Below are 20,301 nucleotides of genomic sequence, written 5' to 3' on the forward strand. Positions count from 1 at the left end.
CGCAAAAATGTGGAGGAGGTTTCGTTCATGCTCGTTTCAAGCCGCGTCATCCAGATCGAGTGGGGGGATTGCGATCCGGCGGGGATCGTCTGGTATCCGCGCTATTTCGGCATGTTCGATGCCTGCACCGCCGGGCTGTTTCACAAGGCCACCGGCCTCAAGAAGATCGAACTGATCGAGAAATACGATTTCGTCGGCTTTCCCATGGTCGATACCCAGGCGAAATTCATGATCCCGTCGGCCTTCGGCGATGAAATTCGCATCGACACGAGCGTCACAGAACTCGGACGATCTTCGTTTCACATCCTTCACAAGGTGATGAAGGGCGACCAACTCGCCATCGAGGCAACGGAAAAGCGGGTCTGGGTCGGCAAGCATCCCGATGATCCGGCCAAGATCAAGTCGAAAGCGATCCCCGAGGAGGTCGTTGCCGCACTCAAGGGGTGACAGGGTCGACAGGCCAAGGTTTCGCATTTCCCAAATTCAGCCGCAAAATAGCGCGATGCGAGAAGGCTGTGCGTTGCGGGAATCACCGTCACACGGCACAGTTGGCCGGCCAAAATCGTGCCGGTCGGTGATGCGGCGGACGGTAGACGGCTGTCCGCGCTTCCGCCCTGCGAACCGACTGATGGACCTGACCGTGATCCCAATGCTTCGTCTCTTCGCCGTTCTTGCCTGTCTATTGGTCACGCCAGGCCTTGGTTCGGCATGGGCTCAAGATGCGTCACAGCTCCCGCACTCGGGCGGGGCTGACACCGCCGCGGAGACGTCCGCGAGTGGCGATGAGAGCGGGGCTGACACCGCCAAGCCCGAGGCGGCGCCAAAGGCGCCCGTGGTTGCGGCTGAACCGGTTCAGCTCGATCCAACCCTGCAGGCCACGCTGGACACCAACCAGCGCAAGATCGACATGTGGGGACGCCAACTCGATCAGGCCGAAGCCGATCTCCAGCTTCAGACGATCGATCCCACCCGGCTCGACAATCTTCGCTCCGCCATAGTCGATATGCGCACCGCGAGCGAGGAAGTGCGCAGCACCTTGCGGCCGCGAGCGGAGGCCGTGGAGCGCCGTGTCCAGGAATTGCAGCCGGCGGAAGGCGCGCAGGAGGCGGTTTCCGCCGCAGTTGCGGCCCAACTGGAGGAGCAGCGCGCGCAACTCAGCGCAATCAACGGCCTCTTGAAGCAGGTGCAGGTCATCCAGCTGCGCGCCGATGAGCTTCTGACCCGGATCGTGCAATATCGACGCGATCAGCTGACGCGCCGTCTCTTCACGCCCACGCCCAGCGTCCTTGATCCGAATTTCTGGTCGCGGGTCGTCGAAGATCTGGGGCCGTTGATCTCGTCGGCGGGCCGTCTCGTCAGCAACTGGTTCCGTGCGATCTACGCGATATCCGGCGCCTGGGCCGTGATGCTCGTGGTGATGGCGCTTGTGGGAACCTACGGATTGATCTGGCCGCTGCGCCGGTTGCTGCTCGACAGGGCTGCCCGTGATCCGGACGTCACGCCCGCGCCCATGCATCGTTCCACGGCGGCATTGGCGATCACCATTCTCGCAACGGTGGTGCCGGCGGCGGCCATGGTGATCCTGTTCCGCGGTCTGGAAGCTTTCAACCTGGCGCCGGATCAGGTCGGCCGTGTACTCGGCGCCATTTTTCGCGGTGCCGTTTTTGCATCCTTCGTGCAGGGTCTTGCATGGGCCTTGATTGCTCCCTCCCGTCCGAACTGGCGTCTGCTGCCCATCAGTGACGATGCTGCCGGGCGCTTGATGCAGTTGGCGACGGCGGCGGGCATCACCTTCGCGATGTCGCTGATCTTCAATGACGTGCTCGATGTGCTGACCGCGCCGGTCGATCTGATCCTGGCGCTGCAATCCGTCATCGCCATCATTCTCGGCTTCATCATCATTGCTGCCCTGAAGGCGATCGCGGGGTCCGGACAAGCGGAGGCGGAGACGATCGATGGGGGCGGCCTCAGCCCGATCGCGCGCTGGTTGATGCCGGTATTCTGGCTGGGAGCCCTGATCACGCTGTTCGCCCCGGTCATCGGCTACATGCAGGTCTCCTCCTTCGTGGCGCAGCAGATCATATGGTCTGTCTCGGTTTTCGGCATCACGCACCTGTTGCTGGTGGTGGTCGATGACGTCGCCCTTGCGATGTTTCGCGCCGACAGCAGGCTCGGGCGCGCTTTGCGCGAGACACTGGCCTTCGAGCCGGGAACCATCGAGCAGATCGGCGTGCTTCTTTCCGGTGTGCTGCGCATCCTGCTGATCGTCGGCGCGGTGATTTCGCTGCTGGCCCCGTGGGGCTTTTCCACCGGAGACGTGACCAGTCTGGTGCGGCAGGTGATCTTCGGTTTCGAGATCGGCTCCTTCCACTTCTCGCTGTCAGAGGTTGTTCTGGCGCTGGTGATCTTCGTCGTCGGGCTCACGGTCACGCGCGCCCTGCAACGCTGGCTTGAGATGAGCTATCTGCCGCATACGCGGCTCGATGTGGGGTTGAAATCCTCCATCCGCACCGGTGTCGGCTATGTCGGCGTGATCGTTGCGGGCATGATCGCCTTCACCTTCATGGGGCTGAGCCTTCAAAACGTCGCCATCGTCGCCGGTGCATTGTCGGTCGGTATCGGCTTCGGCCTTCAGTCGATCGTCAACAACTTCGTGTCCGGCCTGATCCTTCTGGCGGAACGCCCGATCAAGGTGGGCGACTGGATCGTCGTGGGCGAGGCGCAAGGCTATGTCCGGCGCATCAATGTGCGCGCCACGGAAATCGAAACCTTCGATCGCCAGACCGTGATCGTGCCGAATTCCGACCTGATTTCCGGCGTCGTGAAGAACTGGATGCACGACGACACGTCGGGCCGGATCATTCTGGGCGTGGGCGTTTCCTACGATACGGATCCGGAACTGGTGCGCGATATCCTGATGGAGGTTGCCCGCGAGAACTCCCAGCTGCTGGCCTATCCCGCACCTGTCGTCTATTTCATGGAGTTCGGGGCCTCGTCGCTCGATTTCGAATTGCGCGCCTATCTGGCCCAAATCGACTACGCGCTGTCGGTCAAGTCGGACATGCGTTTCGAGATCATGCGCCGCTTCCGGGACGCGGGCATCGAGATTCCCTTCCCGCAGCGCGATCTCAACATCCGCGACATGGACAGGCTGGAAGCGGCTTTGCGCGGCCGGGAAGAAACCAGCCGGAACCTGCAACACACGACTACGGCGAGCGAGCCGACCCACACCGGACCGCATGAGCCCTCGCCCCCGGTGGCCGAAGCTCCGGGCGAAGCCGATGCGGATGGAGACAATGTATGATGATTTCGGGCCGTCACCTCGCGCTCGCCGTGGGCGCGTTCTTGCTGCTGGGGGGCTGCGCCGAACAGGTGAGCGAGACCCCTCCCTTTTATGTCGATCTGGGGCGTCGCGGGGTGAGTGTGGATGAAGCTTCCGCACGAACCATGATCTCCACCTATCGCGAGAAACACGGCGCGCCCGGCCTCACGCTCGACCCGGCCCTGACGAAGGTGGCAGAGGAACAGGCGCGGGAGATGGCCGCGGCGCAGTCGGTCGATGTCTCGCTTGCAAAGGGCAAGGCGGCACGTCAACGCCTCGATGCGTCGGGTTACCCCAAGGGGCCGGTGGTGGCCAATGTGTCCGCAGGCTATCGGCGGTTGGCGGAGGCCTTTTCCGGCTGGCGCGACAGCCCGCAGCACAATGCCAACATGCTCGACAAGCGCATGACCCGGATGGGCATCGCGACGGCCTATGCGCCGGGCAGCAAGTACAAGGTGTTCTGGTCGCTGGTTCTGGCAGGCCCCGAGGAATAACAGGGCTTTGCGAATTACCGGCCCATTCTCCCTTCTGTGCGATTGCAGGGTTCCGTAACGGAGCCTAATGTGGCGCGGAACCAATAAGGAGCGGCCGACCATCGGCCGTCGGAACCGGCGACCCGGCCGGTTCGGGGGGAGATATGCTGACCAGATCCGATACGTATGACGGGCTCATTGCCGGTTTTCGCTGGCAGGTGCCTGATTTCTATAACATCGCTGCCGATGTCTGCGACCGCTGGGCGCTGGCTGACCCGACGCGCGTCGCGATCCAGAACCGGCATCGCGACGGCACGGTTGAGGAAATCACCTTTCAGGAGCTGCGCCGGCGCGCCGACAGGCTTGCCAACGCACTGGCCGCGCTCGGTGTCGGGCGTGGAGACCGTGTGGCGATCCTGCTGCCGCAGATGCCGGAAACCGCGCTCACCCATCTTGCGACCTACAAGCTCGGCGCGGTCGCCCTGCCGCTGGCGGCCCTCTTTGGCGTGGAGGCGCTGGAATACCGCTTGGCGAATGCCGGGGCGAAGGCGATCGTCACGGACAGGGCAGGCCTTGAGAAGATCGCGGAAATCCGCGAATGCCTGCCTGAGCTTGAGACAGTTCTGAGCGTTGAAGAGGGGGGAGACGAACCGTTTGCGGGTGTGCTTCGGCTTGCGGATGTCATGGCGAAGGCCTCCGACCGTTTCGAAACGGTGGTGACGCGGGCCGATGATCCGGCCCTGATGATCTACACATCGGGCACCACGGGCCCCGCCAAGGGCGCGCTTCATGCGCATCGGGTGTTGCTGGGTCATCTGCCGGGCGTGGAGATGCCGCACGAGTTTCTTCCGCAGCCGGGAGACAGGTTCTGGACGCCGGCCGACTGGGCCTGGGCCGGGGGACTGTTGAACGTCCTCCTGCCATCGCTGCATTTCGGCATTCCGGTCGTGGCTTACCGGGCGGACAAGTTCGATCCCGAAGAGGCGCTTGCGCTGATGGCGGACATGAAGGTCGCCAACGCCTTCATCCCGCCGACCGCCCTGAAGATCCTACGCACGGTGGAGCGCCCGCGCGAGCGGTTCAATCTGGCGATACGCTCCATCGGGTCGGGGGGCGAATCGCTTGGACGCGAGGTCTATGAATGGGCCCATGAGGGGCTGGGGCTGACGATCAACGAGTTTTACGGCCAGACAGAGTGCAATCTCGTGCTCTCCTCTTGCGCAAAGATCGGCGTTTCGCGGGCAGGTGCGATCGGCAAGCCGGTTCCCGGGCATCATGTGGCGGTGATCGGGGCTGAGGGCGAGGTGTTGCCCGCCGGTGAAAAGGGGCAGATCGCCGTGGCGCGGCCGGATCCGGTGATGTTCCTTGAATACTGGAAGCGACCCGAGGCGACGGAACAGAAATTTGTCGGTGACTGGATGCTCACCGGCGATCAGGGCGTCATGGACGCGGATGGCTATTTCCATTTCGTCGGTCGCGACGACGACGTGATCACGTCGGCTGGCTATCGTATCGGGCCGGGTGAGATCGAGGATTGTCTCATTGCGCATCCCGCGGTGGCGCTGGCCGCCGTGGTGGGCAAGCCGGATGCGGTGCGCACCGAGATTGTGAAGGCCTATATCGTGCTGAAGGAGGATGTGGAGGCGACGCCGGAACTGGCGCAGGAAATCCGCCACTATGTGCGCATTCGACTGGCCGCGCATGAATATCCGCGCGAAATCGCGTTTGTCGAAAGCCTGCCCATGACGACGACGGGAAAGGTCATCCGCCGGATCTTGCGCGAACAGGCCCGCGCGGAAGCGTGAACCCGTCCGCTGGTCCGGTCGGGCTCAGCTCGGGCCGTGCAGCATGAAGGCGGCCACGAGGACGATCGCGATCGTCACGGCCTGCGCGATGACTCGGGCGCGCATGAGTTTCTGCGAGGTGTTGGCCGAACCGCCCCTCAGCATGTTGAAAAGGCCGGCTATCAGGATCAGTCCGACAATGCCGACGCCAACCGGAATGAGATTGTAGAGAAATTGTGCCATCAAGGAGCCCCCCGGACCGGCGCATCCTCCCTTTTCAGGCTGCCGCCGGTTTCTTGATCAGACATTCCTTTTAATTGATGATCGAAATCTGCCGCAACGTCCAATTTCATTGTTCGCGGTCAGAAGCTCCGCCGAGGACACGGTCCAGAACGCGACCGGGCAGCAGGCGGCGGGCGATGGCGGCGACATGGGCGGGTGTCGTCACGCGGTATCGCAGTTTCGGGCGCGGGGCTTCCAGCGCCTGTTCGATGCGCCGGACCACGGCTTCGGGCGGCAACTTGAAGCGTTTCGCCCCGCCGCGTTCCAGCCGCGCCCTGCGCCGGACATAGGCATCGCGGTGAGGCGAATTCTCCGCATCGATGGTCTTGCGGAAATGCTCCGCCGCATTGATCGAGAATCGTGTGGCAATGGGGCCGGGTTCCACCAGAACCACATGAATGCCGGTGCCTGCGAGTTCCAGACGCAGTGTGTCGCTCAAGCCTTCCAGGGCAAACTTGGATGCGATGTAGGCGCCACGATATTTCATGGCGATCAGGCCGAGAACAGACGAGACCTGCACGATTCGGCCCTCGCCGCGTGCCCGCATGGCGGGGATCAGGCGGCAGGTCAGATCATGCCAGCCGAAGAGATTGGCCTCGAATTCCGCGGCGAGCGCTGCCCGGGGGACATCCTCCACCGCGCCGGGCTGGCTGTAGGCGCCATTGTTGACGAGCCCGTAGAGGGTCCCGCCGGTTGCCGCCAGAACGGCTGTCGCGGCCTCGGCCACACAATCGGCATCCGCATAGTCGAGGTGGAAGGCCTCAAAGCCGTCGGCCTGGAGTTTGGCCACATCGGCCGGTTGACGGGCGGAGGCGAGCACACGGTAGCCGCGCGCGCGCAGGCCGGTGGCCGCCGCTGCCCCTATGCCGGATGAACAGCCGGTAATCAGGACCGCCCGTCCCTTGCCGGGAAGGCGGGTGTCTCCCGACACCTTAGATCGCCTCGCCGGTGAGAAGGCGCGGCACGGTTCCGGTGAGCCCGGCGGCCTCGCGAATGAACATCTGCTTCAGGCCGGGCAGGCGATCGACGACACCGAGGCCGAAGTCGCGCGCCGCGCGCAGCACGTCCGATTCGTTGGAGAAGAGCCGGTTCAAGACGTCCGTCACCACGCCCATCTGGAACGTGTCGTAGCGCCTCCAGCGCTGGTACTTCTCCAGAACGTCGAACGCGCCGACATCCTGGCCGTACCGGCGGGCCTCCACGATCACTTCGGCGAGCGCGGCAGCGTCCCGGAAGCCGAGATTGAGGCCCTGACCGGAAATCGGGTGGATGCCATGGGCGGCATCGCCTGCCAGCGCGAAACGCGGCTTCACGAAATCGCGCGCCAGCGTCAGGCCCAGCGGATAGGCATGGCGCGGGCCTGCGACCTTGACCTCTCCGAGGTGGTAACCAAAGCGGCGTTCCAGCTCCAGATCGAAGGTGAAATCGTCTCCCTTGACGAGGGTATCGGCAACAGAGGTCCGTTCGGCCCAGACGAGCGAGGAGCGGTTTCCGGTGAGCGGCAGAATGGCGAAGGGGCCAGCGGGCAGGAAGTGTTCTTCCGCGCGCCCCTCGTGCGGGCGTTCATGTTCCACGGTGCACACGATGCCCGACTGGCCGTAGGACCAGCGCACGGTGTTGATGCCCGCCAGATCGCGCAACCTGGAACGCACACCGTCGGCGGCGACCAGAAGGCGTGCGGTGCGGGTCGTGCCGCCGGAAAGCTCGATCGAAACCGATTCGCCATCCGCCTCGAAGAAGGACACGCCCTCCGGCGATATGATCTCGACGCCGGCCGCGGCCGCCGTGTCGTGCAGCGCGCCGACCATGTCGGAATTGGCGACCATATGCGCGAAAGGCTCGCCGGGTGCGACCTCGCCGGAAAAGGTGAGGAACACCGGACGCACCGTGTCGCGCAGCTTGCTGTCGGTGATGATCATCTCATTGATCGGCTGGGCGCGGTCCGCGAATTGCTGCCAGACGCCGAGATGGGTGAGCATGCGCTCGGCGGCGGACGCGATTGCCGAACAGCGCAGGTCTTTCTCGATGGCCGCGCGCGGTCGCATGTCGACCACCGCGACCTTGATCGCGGGATCGGAAACCTTCAGCGCCAGAGCCAGCGACAGCCCGACATAACCGCCACCGGCGACCAGAACGTCCAGCACCTCGTCATCCTTCCGGATAATCGACATATCCACTCCTTGCAGCTAATGGGCACCGGCTGAGACTGTCTGTCCGGCGCCATTCCGGTTGCCGCTCAGTACAGCCCCGACTTGACTTGCGCATCCCGCCTGCGCAGGGTTCCGCCAACAACGACGTGATGGCATCTGGTATCCCTGCCGCATTGTCTAACGTATTTCCCGCCTTTTGGAAGCCGGGCTTATTCCCGGTTGGTCCCTGGAAACAAACGCATATGAATACGGCTGTCGAGACATTCCTGGAAATCCTCGAACTGGAGGATGTTGAACACAATCTGTACCGGGGCCGCAATCCGGCAAGCGGCTGGCAACGGGTTTTTGGCGGCCGCGTCGTCGCGCAGGCGCTGGGCGCGGCGATGAAAACCGTGAGCGTCGGCCATCACATCCACTCCATGCACGGCTATTTCATGCGCCCGGGCGATCCGTCGGTGCCCATTCTATACGAGGTGGACCGCATCCGCGACGGTCGTTCCTTCGCGACGCGGCGGGTCGTCGCCATCCAGCATGGCGAAGCGATCTTTTCCATGGGGGCCTCGTTCCACATCCCCGAAAACGGTCTCGATCACCAGATGGAGATGCCGGACGTTCCGCAGCCGGAAGACCTTCCGAGCGAGGAGGAACTGAAGGAGAAATTCCTGAAACATGCGCCGGAATCCGTGCAGCGCTACTGGGAGCGCAAGCGCCCGCTTGAGCTGCGGCCGACGGACATGCGGCACTACGTTTCCAACGAGAAACTGCCGCCGGAGCAATATGTCTGGATTCGCGCCACCGATACCCTGCCGGACGATCCGAACATCCATTGCTGCGTGCTGGCCTACGCCTCCGACATGACGCTTCTGGACACCTCGTTGTTTGCGCATGGCCTGTCGGTCTTCTCCGATCAGATTCAGCCCGCCAGCATTGACCATTCCGTCTGGTTCCACCGGCCCTTCCGGGCCGATGACTGGTTGCTCTATGCAACCGACAGCCCGTCTTCTTCCGGCGCGCGCGGTTTCAGCCGGGGCCGGATCTACTCCCGCGACGGACGGCTAGTCGCCTCCACCGCGCAGGAAGGTCTCATCCGCCAGAAAAACCAGTGGTTCTAATCAGCGCCGCAGGTGCGGGAACCTTACTCAAGGTCATGCGTTGATCCGGAGCATCCTGCGCGATCCGCAGGACGTTCCGGGGACCGACCGCCGTGCTGGAAGAACTCGACAAACTGGCGCCTGCCGAGATTGACCGGCTGCCCGATCCCATTCTGGCGGCCGGATTGATCCTGTTTGCGATCCTGATCGGATATCTGGCCCATCGCGTCGCCATCGGCATCTTCAACCGGACCTTCGGCAAGGTTTATCCAAACCTCACCCTCATTGCGAAACGAATCCGGCCGATCACGCGGCTCGTCTTCTTCATCGTGGCGCTGGCGCTCGCGGTGCCGCTGCTCGATGTGCCCTTCCGCTTCATCGGCGACATCTATCACGCCATGTTCGTGCTGATGATCCTGCTGGTGGGGTGGGCGGCGGTCCTGGTTCTGGGCGTTGTGGCCGACCGCTATGCGCGCCATTTCCGGCTGGATGTGGAGGACAATCTTCAGGCGCGGCGCTACATCACGCAGATCCGGGTGATGCGGCGGGTCATCAATGTGGTGATCGTCATCCTCACCATCGGTCTTGCGCTGATGACCTTCGAACCGGTGCGCGAATATGGCGTTAGCCTGTTCGCCTCCGCAGGCGTGGCGGGCCTTGTGGTCGGCTTTGCGGCGCGCCCGGTTTTGTCCAATCTCATCGCGGGCATCCAGATCGCGCTGACCCAGCCGATCCGTATCGAGGATGCGGTGGTGGTGGAGGGCGAATGGGGGTGGATTGAGGAAATCGCGGCGACCTATGTCGTCATCCGCATCTGGGACTGGCGGCGGCTGGTGGTGCCGCTTTCCTATTTCGTCGAAAAGCCGTTCCAGAACTGGACGCGCGAATCCGCCTCGATCATCGGGTCCGTCTACTGGCGGGTGGATTACACGGTGCCGGTTCAGGAAATGCGGGAGAAGCTGGAAGAGTTGCTCGACCAGTCGAAGCTCTGGGACCGCAACGTCGTGAACCTTCAGGTGGAGGCCTCCGATGAGCGTGGTCTTCTCGTTCGTGCGCTGATGACCGCATCAACCTCGCCGAGGGCGTGGGATCTTCGCTGCGAAATCCGCGAAAAGATGATCGGCTGGCTGCAGGACGCCTATCCCGAATGCCTGCCACGCATCCGGGCGGAGCTGCCGGGTGCGGGACGTTCGCCGGAACCCGGCATGGGCGGCGCGGCGGTGGGCGCGCAGATGGCCCAGGTTCAGAAGTAGGGGCTTGGGATCCGTTTCGAGCAAGCGGCCCATCCTTCGAGACGCGCTCGATGAGCGCTCCTCAGGATGACGTTGCATATGTTGCGCATCTCAAAGCATCCCCACCCACGATGTCATCCTGAGGAGACGCGAAGCGTCGTCTCGAAGGATGGGCGGCAAGCGCGCATGTCGGCGACAAGATCCGCTGGTCAGGCGGGGAGGGCTTGATCGGGTGCCCTCGTTGCCTCTCTTCAGCCTTCCAGTGTGGTCAGCACGGGGGCGTGGTCGGACGGCTTTTCCCAACCGCGGGCTTCCTCGATCACTTTCACATCGACGATCTTGGGTGCGAGCGGTGGGGTGACCCAGACATGGTCGAGCCTGCGGCCCTTGTTGGCGGCCTTCCAGTCGCGGGCGCGGTAGCTCCACCAGGTGTAGAGCTTTTCTTCCATGGGGATGTGAGCGCGCATGGCATCCACGAACGGACCTGCCTTGCGGACATCCTCCAGACGTTCGCGTTCAAGCGGTGTGTGGCTGACCACCCGCGAAAGCTGCTTGGTGGACCACACATCCTGCTCGTAAGGCGCGATGTTCAAGTCGCCGACGACAATGCAGGGAAACTGGGTCGCGCCAAGGAGGTCCTCCATCTCGTCGAGGAAATCGAGCTTGTGGCGGAATTTCTCGTTGATGTTGGCATCCGGCTCATCGCCGCCCGCAGGCACATAGAAGTTGTGGATGCGCAGATTGCGATCGGCGAAGGGGATGTCGGTCGCGATGTGACGGCTGTCGTCCTTGTCGCAAAAGCGCCTGCGTTCGGTACCCGTCAGCGGGCGACGCGAGAGCGTGGCGACGCCGTGATAGCCCTTCTGGCCGTTGATCTCGATGTTCTGGTAGCCCGCCTTGCGAAGAGCGGCGAAGGGGAAGCTCGCATCCGGGCATTTGGTTTCCTGAAGGCACAGGACATCGGGGGCATAGGTTTGCAGGAACCGTTCCACCAATGGCAGGCGAAGCCGCACGGAATTGATGTTCCAGGTGGCGATCTTCAGTTGGTCTGTCATGGCGTTCCGGAAGTGTTGGAGAGGAAACGGTATCGGCACAGATGTGCGCGGGGCGGGCAAGACATTACCGCGACATTCACGCCCTTACCAGATGGTCCGCCGCGATTGAAGCATCGTCCACGAAATGCAGATGGAAACGTCTTGGCACTGTGCAGGAACCCCGGCTTGATATAAGAGATCGATCCTGCTGTTGGCAGAATCCGCTACGGCAGTTCGTCTTTTGCGACGCCCGGGATGCTCCGCATGTCACCACCTCACGAAACGGAGCCGTCTCACGGCGCGCAATCCGGCGCGGACCACAAGGCGTCACGCTGGCTCGCCTTCACCCATTCCGCCTATCGCCGGTATTGGGCCGCCCGCTTCGGGGCCACCTTCGCGGTGCAGATCATTTCCGTCTCGGTTGGCTGGCAGGTCTATGACATCACCCGCGATCCGCTGGATCTGGGCTTTGTGGGGCTTGCCCAGTTCCTGCCGGCCTTTCTGCTCGTTCTCATGACGGGAACGGTTGCCGACAGGTTCGGGCGGCGCACGGTGATGGGGGGGGCGCTGGTGGGCGAGGGGGTGATGGCGGCGGCCCTTCTTGGCTTCACCCTGTCGGGTTCATCCGTTGTCTGGCCGGTTTTTGCGTTGTTGCTGGGCTTCGGTACGGCGCGGGCCTTCTTTAATCCGGCGGCGTCTGCGCTCGTTACCAATCTCGTTCCGGCGGAGCATCTGGCCAACGCGATTGCCTGGAATTCCTCCGCATGGCAGGTGGCAAGCATTGTTGGGCCGGTGGCGGGCGGGCTCCTTTACGGCGTATCGCCGCTTGCGAGCTATATCGTGGCGCTGGCGATGCTGGCCGGTGCCGCCATATCCGTCTTCTTGATCCCGAAACCGGCGCAGCACACCGCAGTGGGCCGCGTGACCTTCACCTCCGTGATTGACGGGTTTCGCTATATCTGGCGCGAGAAGGTGGTGCTGGGGGCGATCTCGCTCGATCTCTTCGCGGTGCTGCTGGGCGGCGCGGTGGCGCTTCTGCCTGTCTATGCGCGCGATATCCTGGAACTGGGCCCGTGGGGCCTTGGGCTCCTGCGCGCCGCGCCCGGCATCGGCGCGATCATGGTGGCACTTTGGCTGGCCGCCCATCCCTTGCGCGATCACGCGGGGCTTTTGATGTTCGTCTTTGTCGGATTTTTCGGGGCTTTCACGATTGTCTTCGGGGTCTCGACAATGCCGTGGCTGTCGATTGCGGCGCTCTTGCTGATGGGCGGTTTCGACATGGTGTCGGTCTATGTGCGCGAGACGCTGATCCAGCTGTGGACCCCCGATGCGCTGCGCGGCCGGGTCAATGCCGTCAACATGGTGTTCGTGGGAGCTTCGAACGAGCTTGGCGAATTCCGCGCCGGTGTCATGGCCGCGGCCATCGGCACGGTGTCGGCGGTCGTGGTGGGCGGCGCAGGCACGATGGCGGTTGCCGTGCTCTGGGCGAGGATGTTCCCCGATCTCAGGAAAGCGCGGCATCTGGACGGTCGCGTATGAAGGAACCTGCGGCTCTCAGTAGAGACGAAGATCTCTCATGAACTCCGCTTTCGGATCGCATGCGCTCACCGGGTTTTCGAGCAGGATTTCCGGATTATGAACCCGATCCCATGCAAATCCTCGCGGGGACCAGTTGTATACTTGTCTGCCCTCTTTTGCATTCACGATCAGGACACCATGAAAGTACCAGTGCGAGCTTCTCTTGTAACCGGAAGACGTTGTGAAGAATGAGAAATATCTGAGTTCAGAGAACGACCTGACGGGTTTGCCTTCGCGCGAATGGAAGGCAAGGCAATACGGGCGATCTCCTGCGATGGCCGACGCGCTGTAGCTGATCCAGATCATCCCGGCCAGAGACCACACGGCGATTGCAGCGGCGATGCCGATCATCGTCCAGGCAAGCCGGGACGATGGGGCGGGGGGGGGCGCAGAAGTCAAAAGGCGGAGCAAGGCCAGGGACGACAAGGCAAGGGCCAAAGCACGGAACCAGATGAGAGTGGCTCCCGGTGCAGCAAGGGCTGCGGCCCCCATAACCCAACTCAGGAAACCGAAAAGCACGGCGAGCGCCAGAAGCCACGCGATGACCCTGTTTAAGCGCCAGTTGGTGAAAGCCGCCAAGAGGCCTGAAAGAACAAGAAGAGGCGGGAGTGCAAGTCCCGCCGTAATGATCAGATATGGTAAGTTGAGTCTGATTTCATGCTCAAATAGAAAATATTTATAAACATCAAGAGTCGGGATGAGCCCAATCGTAATGACCAAAATCAGGGCGAGAAGTATTATTCTTTGACGCATGATCTATCTCTTTGAACCAAGAGGCCGAGATTTGGATCATGCGTCTCTTGTGTCTTTACGCCGCCTTCACTGCCTGTGCGTCCACAATCCTGACGATATCGGCCATGATGTCGGTGAGCTGGAAGTCCTTCGGCGTATACACGGCGGCAACGCCGGCGGCCAGCAGGGATTTGGCATCCTCTTCGGGAATGATGCCGCCGATGACAACCGGCACATCGTCGAGACCTGCGGCCCGCATGCGGTCCATCACGTCGCGCACCAGCGCCAGATGCGAGCCGGAGAGGATCGACAACCCCACCACATGCACGCTTTCTTCCAAAGCTGCGTTGACGATCTGGGCAGGTGTCAGGCGGATGCCCTCATAGACCACCTCCATGCCGCAATCGCGCGCGCGCACCGCGATCTGTTCCGCGCCGTTGGAATGGCCGTCGAGGCCGGGCTTGCCGACGAGGAACTTCAGTCGACGCCCCAGCTTTCGCGACACCGCCTCAACCGCTGCGCGCACACCTTCCGTCTCGCTGCCGTCCTCGCGTGCGGACCGTCCGACCCCGGTGGGGGCGCGATACTCCCCGAAAATCTCGCGAAGGGCCGCGCCCCATTCGCCGGTGGTCACACCTGCCTTGGCCGCGGCAATGGAGGGCTCCATGATGTTGCGGTCTTCGGCGGCGGCACTCTTCAGGGCGGCGATGGCTTGCGAAACAGCCGCGTCGTCGCGCGCCGCGCGCCAGGCCTTCAGCGCCTCGACGGCTTCTGCCTCCACATGCTCCGGCACGGTCAGGATGCCGCCATCGGCGCCACCGGCCAGCGGTGAGGGCTCGCTTTCCGTCCAGCGGTTCACGCCGACAACGGTTTGCTCGCCGCTCTCGATGGCCTCAAGGCGGCGGGTGTTCGATTCCACGAGCTTCTGCTTCATGTAGGAGGATTCAACGGCCGCCACCGCGCCGCCCATGGCGTCGATGCGGGCCAGTTCCTCGCGCGCTTCCGCCTTCAGGGCCTCCACCTTGGCGGTGATTTCCGCCGAGCCGTCGAAGATGTCGCCATATTCCAGAAGGTCGGTCTCATAGGCCACGATCTGCTGCATGCGCAGCGACCATTGCTGGTCGAAGGGGCGCGGCAGTCCGAGCGCTTCGTTCCAGGCAGGCAGCTGCACGGCGCGGGCGCGCGCGTTCTTGGACAGCACCACGGCCAGCATCTCGATGAGGATGCGGTAGACGTTGTTTTCCGGCTGCTGTTCGGTCAGGCCCAGCGAGTTGACCTGCACACCATAGCGGAAGCGGCGGTAGCGTTCGTCCTCCACGCCGTAACGTGTCCGGCAGATCTCATCCCAGAGTTCCGTGAAGGCGCGCATCTTGCACATCTCGGTGATGAAACGCAGCCCGGCATTGACGAAGAACGAGATGCGGCCGACCGCCTTGGGAAAGTCGGCTTGCGCGATGGCGCCGGACGCCTTCACATTGTCGAGCACGGCCTGCGCGGTCGCGAGCGCGAAGGCCAGCTCCTGCACGGGCGTCGCGCCCGCCTCCTGCAGGTGATAGGAGCAGACATTCATCGGGTTGAATTTCGGCATCTCCCGGTAGGTCCAGGCGATCATGTCGGTGGTCAGCCGCATGGAGGGCGCGGGCGGAAACACATAGGTGCCGCGGGAGAGATATTCCTTGATGAGATCGTTCTGCGTTGTGCCGGACAGGAGAGAGCGGTCTGCCCCCTGTTCGTCGGCTGCCGCCACATAAAGCGCCAGAAGCCAAGGCGCGGTGGCGTTGATCGTCATCGAGGTGTTCATTTTTTCAAGCGGGATCTGGTCGAAAAGCGCCCGCATGTCGCCCAGATGCGCGACCGGCACGCCGACCTTGCCCACTTCGCCACGCGCAAGCGCGTGATCCGGGTCATAGCCGGTCTGCGTCGGCAGATCGAAAGCCACGGAAAGGCCGGTCTGTCCCTTGGCGAGGTTGGAGCGATAAAGCGCGTTGGATGCCGCTGCCGTCGAGTGGCCCGCATAGGTGCGGAAAATCCAGGGCTTGTCCGCCCCTGTCCTGATATTTGCCGACATCGCGCTGTTCCTCCCAAGAATGATGCAGTGCCGCAATTTCGTTTTACGGCTTTTCATTCCGCCTGTCACCTAAACCAAGGAAGAGGTCTCCTAGAGGAAGCGGGAGGTGGCCCGCGGGCATCAGGATTTTCAAAGACGCACAGGATCCAGCGTTGAGGGCTTCGGTGAACTATTTAATATTTATAATGATTTTTGCGCCGCGTGTGAAAGTACAAAAGAAATGCGGGTATTTCAGATCTCACGCAGGCGTCAAAACGTCAGAACCGGTTCCGTTCAATCCGGTCAATAATATTCTCTTATATGACATAAGAAATACTACTCATGAGGAATGAATTTAATCATAAGTAAACCCGACCTAAGCGATATGAATGCTATGTCAAAGAAAAGGTTCGGAAGCATGGTGAAAGCACTCGTATCCGGTTGTCTTCTTGCGGTCGTCCTGCAGGCAAGCGCCATTGCCGGTGACGTTGCCGCGCCAGCCACCGCACCCGAGCCGGGGCGGTTGATCTCTGCTGACGTCATTTCCACCCTTCGGGCCATTTTGAAGGATGAGGTGATCCAGATTTCCGTAAAGGCGCAGAACAAACGTCTGGCCGGAATCGATCAGGCGCGGATCGATGAGCTTGACACGACATGGCGTGCCCAAACGAAAAGCGACGGCAAGCAGCCGATGATCGCGCGTGTCATGTCCAACCCGACCTCGTCGCAGTTGTCGCGCATTCAGGCCGCGTCGCTTGGCCTCTATTCGGAAATCTTCGTTGTCGATTCCTACGGCCTCAATGTGGGGCAGAGTTCCATCACGTCCGACTACTGGCAAGGTGATGAAGCGAAGTTCCAGAAGACCTTCCCGATGGGCGGCGATGCTGTCTTTATCGATGAGGCTGAATGGAACGAGGCGACAAAGACGTGGCGCGCGCAGGTCAACATGACCATTGCGGATGTCGATACCGGCACCCCCATCGGGGCAGCGACAATCGAAATCAACCTGACCGAGTTGCAGCGCCGCCTCGGCGTGTGATTGCGGCCTTCCAGAAGGACTGAGCTAAAATGAACATTCGCAAGCTCTCCGTCACCGGAAAGCTGGCCGCCATCTTTGCCTGCATCCTCATTGCAGGCCTGGCGGGGGCCCTGGTGACCTATAATGCGATCGGCGCTGCACAGAATTCCGTGATGAAGATGACCAGTCTCATGAAGACGCTCGACACGGTGAACGGCTACGAGAAGCATTTCGCCGATGCGCAGGCCTATATCCGCACCTACCTTCTGACGGGCGATGAGAGCCGGGTCGCCAGCTATCGTGAGGCGAACGAGCGTCGGGCCGAGGCCTATTCGAAGCTTGAGAGCGAGACGGAACTGGACAAGACCCTTCTGACGGACGCCGAGGGGCATGCAAAGGAGTGGCAGAGCGCCTATGCGGATCGCCAGATCGCGTTGATGGAACGTCCGATGACGGTCGACGTGGCGCGGGCGCTGGAGGTGACCGGCGAGATCGAGGATCTGACACGGGAGCTTCACACCGCTCTGGCCGGCTACAAATCCACGCTCTTGACCGAAGTCCGCAACGCGGAGACGGCGCAGGCGACACAGCTTCAGAATGTGAAAGTGACCGCCATCGTCTCCGGTGCGGCCCTTTGTGTTCTGTCCATCTGCGCGGGGCTGTTCGGCTATCGCGGCATTTCGCATCCCATGCGTGTGATCGCGCGTGAGACGGGCGAAATCGCGCAGGGCGCTCTGGAAACGAAAATCGATTATGCGAGCCGCGGGGATGAGGTCGGGGATCTGGCCCGTGCGCTCACGGTGTTCCGAGACAATCTGGCTCAGAACCGGCGTCTGGAAGAAGAGGCGCGCGAGACGGAAGAACGCAACCGCGTTCAGCGCAAGCAAGAGCTGGAAGCATTGGCGCAGGAGTTTGAAAACTCGGTCATGGCGCTGGTCAATCGGTTGGGCGAATCCGCCAGTACGCTGACCAGCAATGCGGAGCGGCTCTCAGACCTCGCCGACAGTACGTCAGGCCGCGTGATCGAGGCGTCCAGTGCCTCTGAGCAGGCATCGGCAAATGTGAATTCGGTGGCCGACTCCGCCGAGCAGCTGGCTGAATCGGTCCGCGAAATCAACGGCCAGCTTGAAAACAATGCGCGTCTGGTGGTGGAAACGGCGGCGGAAGCCGCCCGCACCAGCACCTCTGTCGGCGAGTTGAGCGACGTGGTTGCGCGTATCAGCGAGGTGATCAGCCTCATTCAGGATATCGCCAACCAGACCAACCTTCTGGCGCTGAACGCGGCAATAGAGGCAGCTCGTGCGGGCGAGGCGGGCAAGGGCTTCGCGGTCGTGGCCTCTGAGGTCAAGGCGCTGGCAAGCCAGACGGCCAAGGCGACGGAACAGATCGAAAGCCAGATCGAGCAGATGCAGAGCGCGGCATCCGCGTCGATGACGGCGGTGAACACGATCAGCGGCCGCCTTGAGGTCATGCGCGAGACGGCTTCCTCCATCGCGGCGGCAGCAGAAGAGCAGGGGCTTTCCGTTCAGGAAATCGCGCGCAACGTGTCGGAGGCCGCCAGTGGCACACAGCAGGTGAGCCAGGCTGTCGTCGTGGTGCGCGATGGCGCGACCCAGACGGGCGAACTGGGTGGGGATGTGAAGTCCTTCGCCGAAGCGCTGAGCGGGGACGCCACGTCCCTGCGCGGAGAGGTGGATGCCTTTCTCTCCCGTGTTCGGGCTGCCTGAACCCGCCATTCCGTCGGGATATGATCGATGGGGCCGCGCGACATGTGTCGCGCGGCCCTTTTCATTTCCGGGTTCTGTTGCGGCGCAGCAGTCACCATGGCGCGATTATAGGCACTATCTCTGTTTTTCTCGCGAATATACTCCACCTTACGCAACATCATGCCGCGCTGCGGTCTGATACTTTTCAATGCTTGCGACTAAAGAACCATGTAAGGCTCTTGCATCCACTCGATATTGCAGCGCAATATTGATGTCTGTCCGCGAGGGAGGGCCCGGCTATCCGGGTGGCCGCCATCTTGTCTTGTCGACGCAGGGAAGGGCGTTTGGCAACGGGTGAGCGACCGAGGTCGGAGAGAAGCAAAAATGGGAAGAGACAAAATGGCTGTCACCGCTGAAATCGAGGCTGCGCCGCCGCAGCCTGCCGCCGAGTACAAGGACCTCTACGAGGTGGGAGAGATCCCGCCATTGGGTCATGTGCCGAAAAACATGCACGCCTGGGTGATCCGTCGCGACCGTCACGGTCCTCCGGAAGAGGCGATGCAGAAGGAGGTCGTGCCGACCTGGGAGATCGGCGATGACGAGGTGCTCGTTCTGGTGATGGCGGCGGGTGTCAACTACAACGGCATCTGGGCAGGTCTCGGCGAGCCGATTTCCGTCTTCGACGTCCACAAGCAGCCATTTCATATTGCCGGCTCCGACGCGTCCGGCATCGTTTGGGCCGTCGGCTCGAAGGTCCGGCGCTGGAAGGTGGGCGACGAGGTCGTGATCCACTGCAATCAGGATGACGGCGACGACGAGGAGTGCAATGGCGGCGATCCGATGTTCTCCGCCACGCAGCGCATCTGGGGCTACGAGACCCCGGACGGGTCGTTCTCGCAGTTCGCGCGCGTTCAGGCCCGTCAGCTCATGCACCGTCCGCAGCATCTGAGCTGGGAGGAAAGCGCCTGTTACACGCTGACGCTCGCCACGGCCTATCGCATGCTGTTCGGGCATCGCCCGCATATCCTGCGGCCCGGTGACAATGTGCTTGTCTGGGGCGCCTCGGGCGGTCTCGGCGTTTTCGCCGTGCAGCTGTGTGCGGCCGCCGGTGCGAACGCCATCGGCGTCATTTCCGAGGAAGACAAGACCGATTTCGTCATGAGCCTGGGTGCGAAGGGCGTGATCAATCGCAAGGACTTCAAGTGCTGGGGGCAACTGCCGAAGGTCAATTCCGAGGAGTACAAGGAATGGTTCTCCGAGGTCCGCAAGTTCGGCAAGGCGATCTGGGAGATCACCGGCAAGGGTGAGAATGTCGATTTCGTCTTCGAGCACCCGGGCGAGCAGACTTTCCCGGTTTCGACCTTCGTGGTGAAGCGAGGCGGCATGGTTGTCTTCTGTGCGGGAACGACCGGCTTCAACATCACCTTTGATGCGCGCTATGTGTGGATGCACCAGAAGCGCATTCAGGGGTCGCATTTCGCCCATCTGAAGCAGGCGGCGGCGGCCAACAAGCTGATGGTGGAACGGCGCATCGATCCGTGCATGTCGGAGGTCTTTCCCTGGGAACAGATCCCGAAGGCCCACACCAAGATGTGGAAGAACCAGCATCAGCCCGGCAACATGGCAGTTCTGGTCAACTCGCCGGTGCCGGGTCTGCGCTCCTTCGAGGATGTGCTGGAAGCCACGGGCCAGTAGGCCGGTCGATCGACCGGCTTGCGATGGAATTCGGGACGGGGGAGGTGGCCGGTTGCGCTGCCTTCCCCGCTTTCACGTCTGGCGACGGTTTGCTTTGCGCTCACGGACTTTTCGCGGCGGCAAGTCTGGTCTACGGTCCGCGCGCAAAATGGGCGCC

General features: G+C 62.3%; 16 protein-coding genes. 10 read left to right on the forward strand and 6 right to left on the reverse strand.

Annotation, left to right across the window (positions count from 1 at the left end; all coding sequences use genetic code 11):
- Positions 1-27: 27 nt before the first annotated feature.
- The 4 genes from ABGM93_RS15155 (at position 28) to ABGM93_RS15170 (ending at position 5,600) form a co-directional block, all read left to right on the forward strand.
- On the forward strand, positions 28-447 hold the full coding sequence (locus ABGM93_RS15155; RefSeq protein ID WP_321505932.1) for a thioesterase family protein: 420 nt from the start codon (positions 28-30) through the stop codon (positions 445-447).
- 385 nt (positions 448-832) lie between these two features.
- Positions 833-3,304: a DUF3772 domain-containing protein gene (locus ABGM93_RS15160; protein WP_321500900.1), complete on the forward strand. Its 2,472-nt coding sequence runs from the start codon at positions 833-835 to the stop codon at positions 3,302-3,304.
- Positions 3,301-3,816 (forward strand): CAP domain-containing protein, encoded by a 516-nt coding sequence (locus ABGM93_RS15165; protein ID WP_321334227.1) that lies wholly within the window; start codon positions 3,301-3,303, stop codon positions 3,814-3,816. Before ABGM93_RS15160 ends, ABGM93_RS15165 begins: the two co-directional genes overlap by 4 nt.
- Positions 3,817-3,959: 143 nt before the next feature.
- A complete protein-coding gene (locus tag ABGM93_RS15170) occupies positions 3,960-5,600 on the forward strand; it encodes an acyl-CoA synthetase (protein WP_321500905.1) in 1,641 nt (546 codons plus the stop codon).
- A 24-nt stretch (positions 5,601-5,624) separates the two neighbouring features.
- On the opposite strand, the gene ABGM93_RS15175 is transcribed toward ABGM93_RS15170, so the two are convergent.
- The 3 genes from ABGM93_RS15175 to ABGM93_RS15185 form a co-directional block, all read right to left on the reverse strand.
- Positions 5,625-5,822 carry a twin transmembrane helix small protein gene (locus ABGM93_RS15175; RefSeq protein ID WP_319774551.1) on the reverse strand — a complete coding sequence of 66 codons (198 nt, stop codon included), beginning with the start codon at positions 5,820-5,822 and terminating at the stop codon, positions 5,625-5,627.
- A 106-nt stretch (positions 5,823-5,928) separates the two neighbouring features.
- Positions 5,929-6,792, reverse strand: a complete 864-nt coding sequence (locus ABGM93_RS15180; RefSeq protein WP_321500910.1) for an SDR family oxidoreductase — start codon at positions 6,790-6,792, stop codon at positions 5,929-5,931.
- Between the two features lies 1 nt (position 6,793).
- Positions 6,794-8,032: a ubiquinone biosynthesis hydroxylase gene (locus ABGM93_RS15185; protein WP_319774549.1), complete on the reverse strand. Its 1,239-nt coding sequence runs from the start codon at positions 8,030-8,032 to the stop codon at positions 6,794-6,796.
- A gap of 221 nt (positions 8,033-8,253) precedes the next feature.
- Between ABGM93_RS15185 and tesB the strand changes: the two genes are divergently transcribed.
- Both tesB and ABGM93_RS15195 read left to right on the forward strand, forming a co-directional pair.
- Positions 8,254-9,123 (forward strand): acyl-CoA thioesterase II, encoded by an 870-nt coding sequence (gene tesB / locus ABGM93_RS15190; protein ID WP_321500912.1) that lies wholly within the window; start codon positions 8,254-8,256, stop codon positions 9,121-9,123.
- A gap of 92 nt (positions 9,124-9,215) precedes the next feature.
- Positions 9,216-10,355, forward strand: coding sequence for a mechanosensitive ion channel family protein (locus ABGM93_RS15195; protein ID WP_321500914.1), 1,140 nt, complete (start codon positions 9,216-9,218; stop codon positions 10,353-10,355).
- 230 nt (positions 10,356-10,585) lie between these two features.
- Here the strand turns inward: ABGM93_RS15195 and xth are convergent, their stop codons facing one another.
- Positions 10,586-11,389, reverse strand: coding sequence for an exodeoxyribonuclease III (xth, locus tag ABGM93_RS15200; RefSeq protein WP_321500916.1), 804 nt, complete (start codon positions 11,387-11,389; stop codon positions 10,586-10,588).
- Between the two features lie 243 nt (positions 11,390-11,632).
- Here xth and ABGM93_RS15205 point away from each other — a divergent pair, with 243 nt between their 5' ends.
- The gene (locus ABGM93_RS15205; RefSeq protein ID WP_321500918.1) at positions 11,633-12,907 is read left to right on the forward strand and encodes an MFS transporter; all 1,275 of its coding nucleotides are present in this window, start codon (positions 11,633-11,635) and stop codon (positions 12,905-12,907) included.
- 15 nt (positions 12,908-12,922) lie between these two features.
- Here the strand turns inward: ABGM93_RS15205 and ABGM93_RS15210 are convergent, their stop codons facing one another.
- The gene (locus ABGM93_RS15210; protein WP_321500920.1) at positions 12,923-13,699 is read right to left on the reverse strand and encodes a hypothetical protein; all 777 of its coding nucleotides are present in this window, start codon (positions 13,697-13,699) and stop codon (positions 12,923-12,925) included.
- Positions 13,700-13,754: 55 nt separating this feature from the next.
- A complete protein-coding gene (locus ABGM93_RS15215) occupies positions 13,755-15,746 on the reverse strand; it encodes a protein meaA (RefSeq protein ID WP_321500922.1) in 1,992 nt (663 codons plus the stop codon).
- A gap of 397 nt (positions 15,747-16,143) precedes the next feature.
- Between ABGM93_RS15215 and ABGM93_RS15220 the strand changes: the two genes are divergently transcribed.
- From ABGM93_RS15220 to ccrA, 3 genes are all read left to right on the forward strand, one after another.
- Positions 16,144-16,764, forward strand: coding sequence for a hypothetical protein (locus ABGM93_RS15220; protein ID WP_321500924.1), 621 nt, complete (start codon positions 16,144-16,146; stop codon positions 16,762-16,764).
- Between the two features lie 29 nt (positions 16,765-16,793).
- On the forward strand, positions 16,794-18,470 hold the full coding sequence (locus ABGM93_RS15225; RefSeq protein ID WP_321500926.1) for a methyl-accepting chemotaxis protein: 1,677 nt from the start codon (positions 16,794-16,796) through the stop codon (positions 18,468-18,470).
- 378 nt (positions 18,471-18,848) lie between these two features.
- Positions 18,849-20,144, forward strand: coding sequence for a crotonyl-CoA carboxylase/reductase (gene ccrA, locus ABGM93_RS15230; RefSeq protein WP_319774540.1), 1,296 nt, complete (start codon positions 18,849-18,851; stop codon positions 20,142-20,144).
- Positions 20,145-20,301: the final 157 nt, after the last annotated feature.

Origin of the sequence: Breoghania sp., from assembly GCF_963674635.1 — a bacterium.
Lineage (GTDB): Bacteria > Pseudomonadota > Alphaproteobacteria > Rhizobiales > Stappiaceae > Breoghania.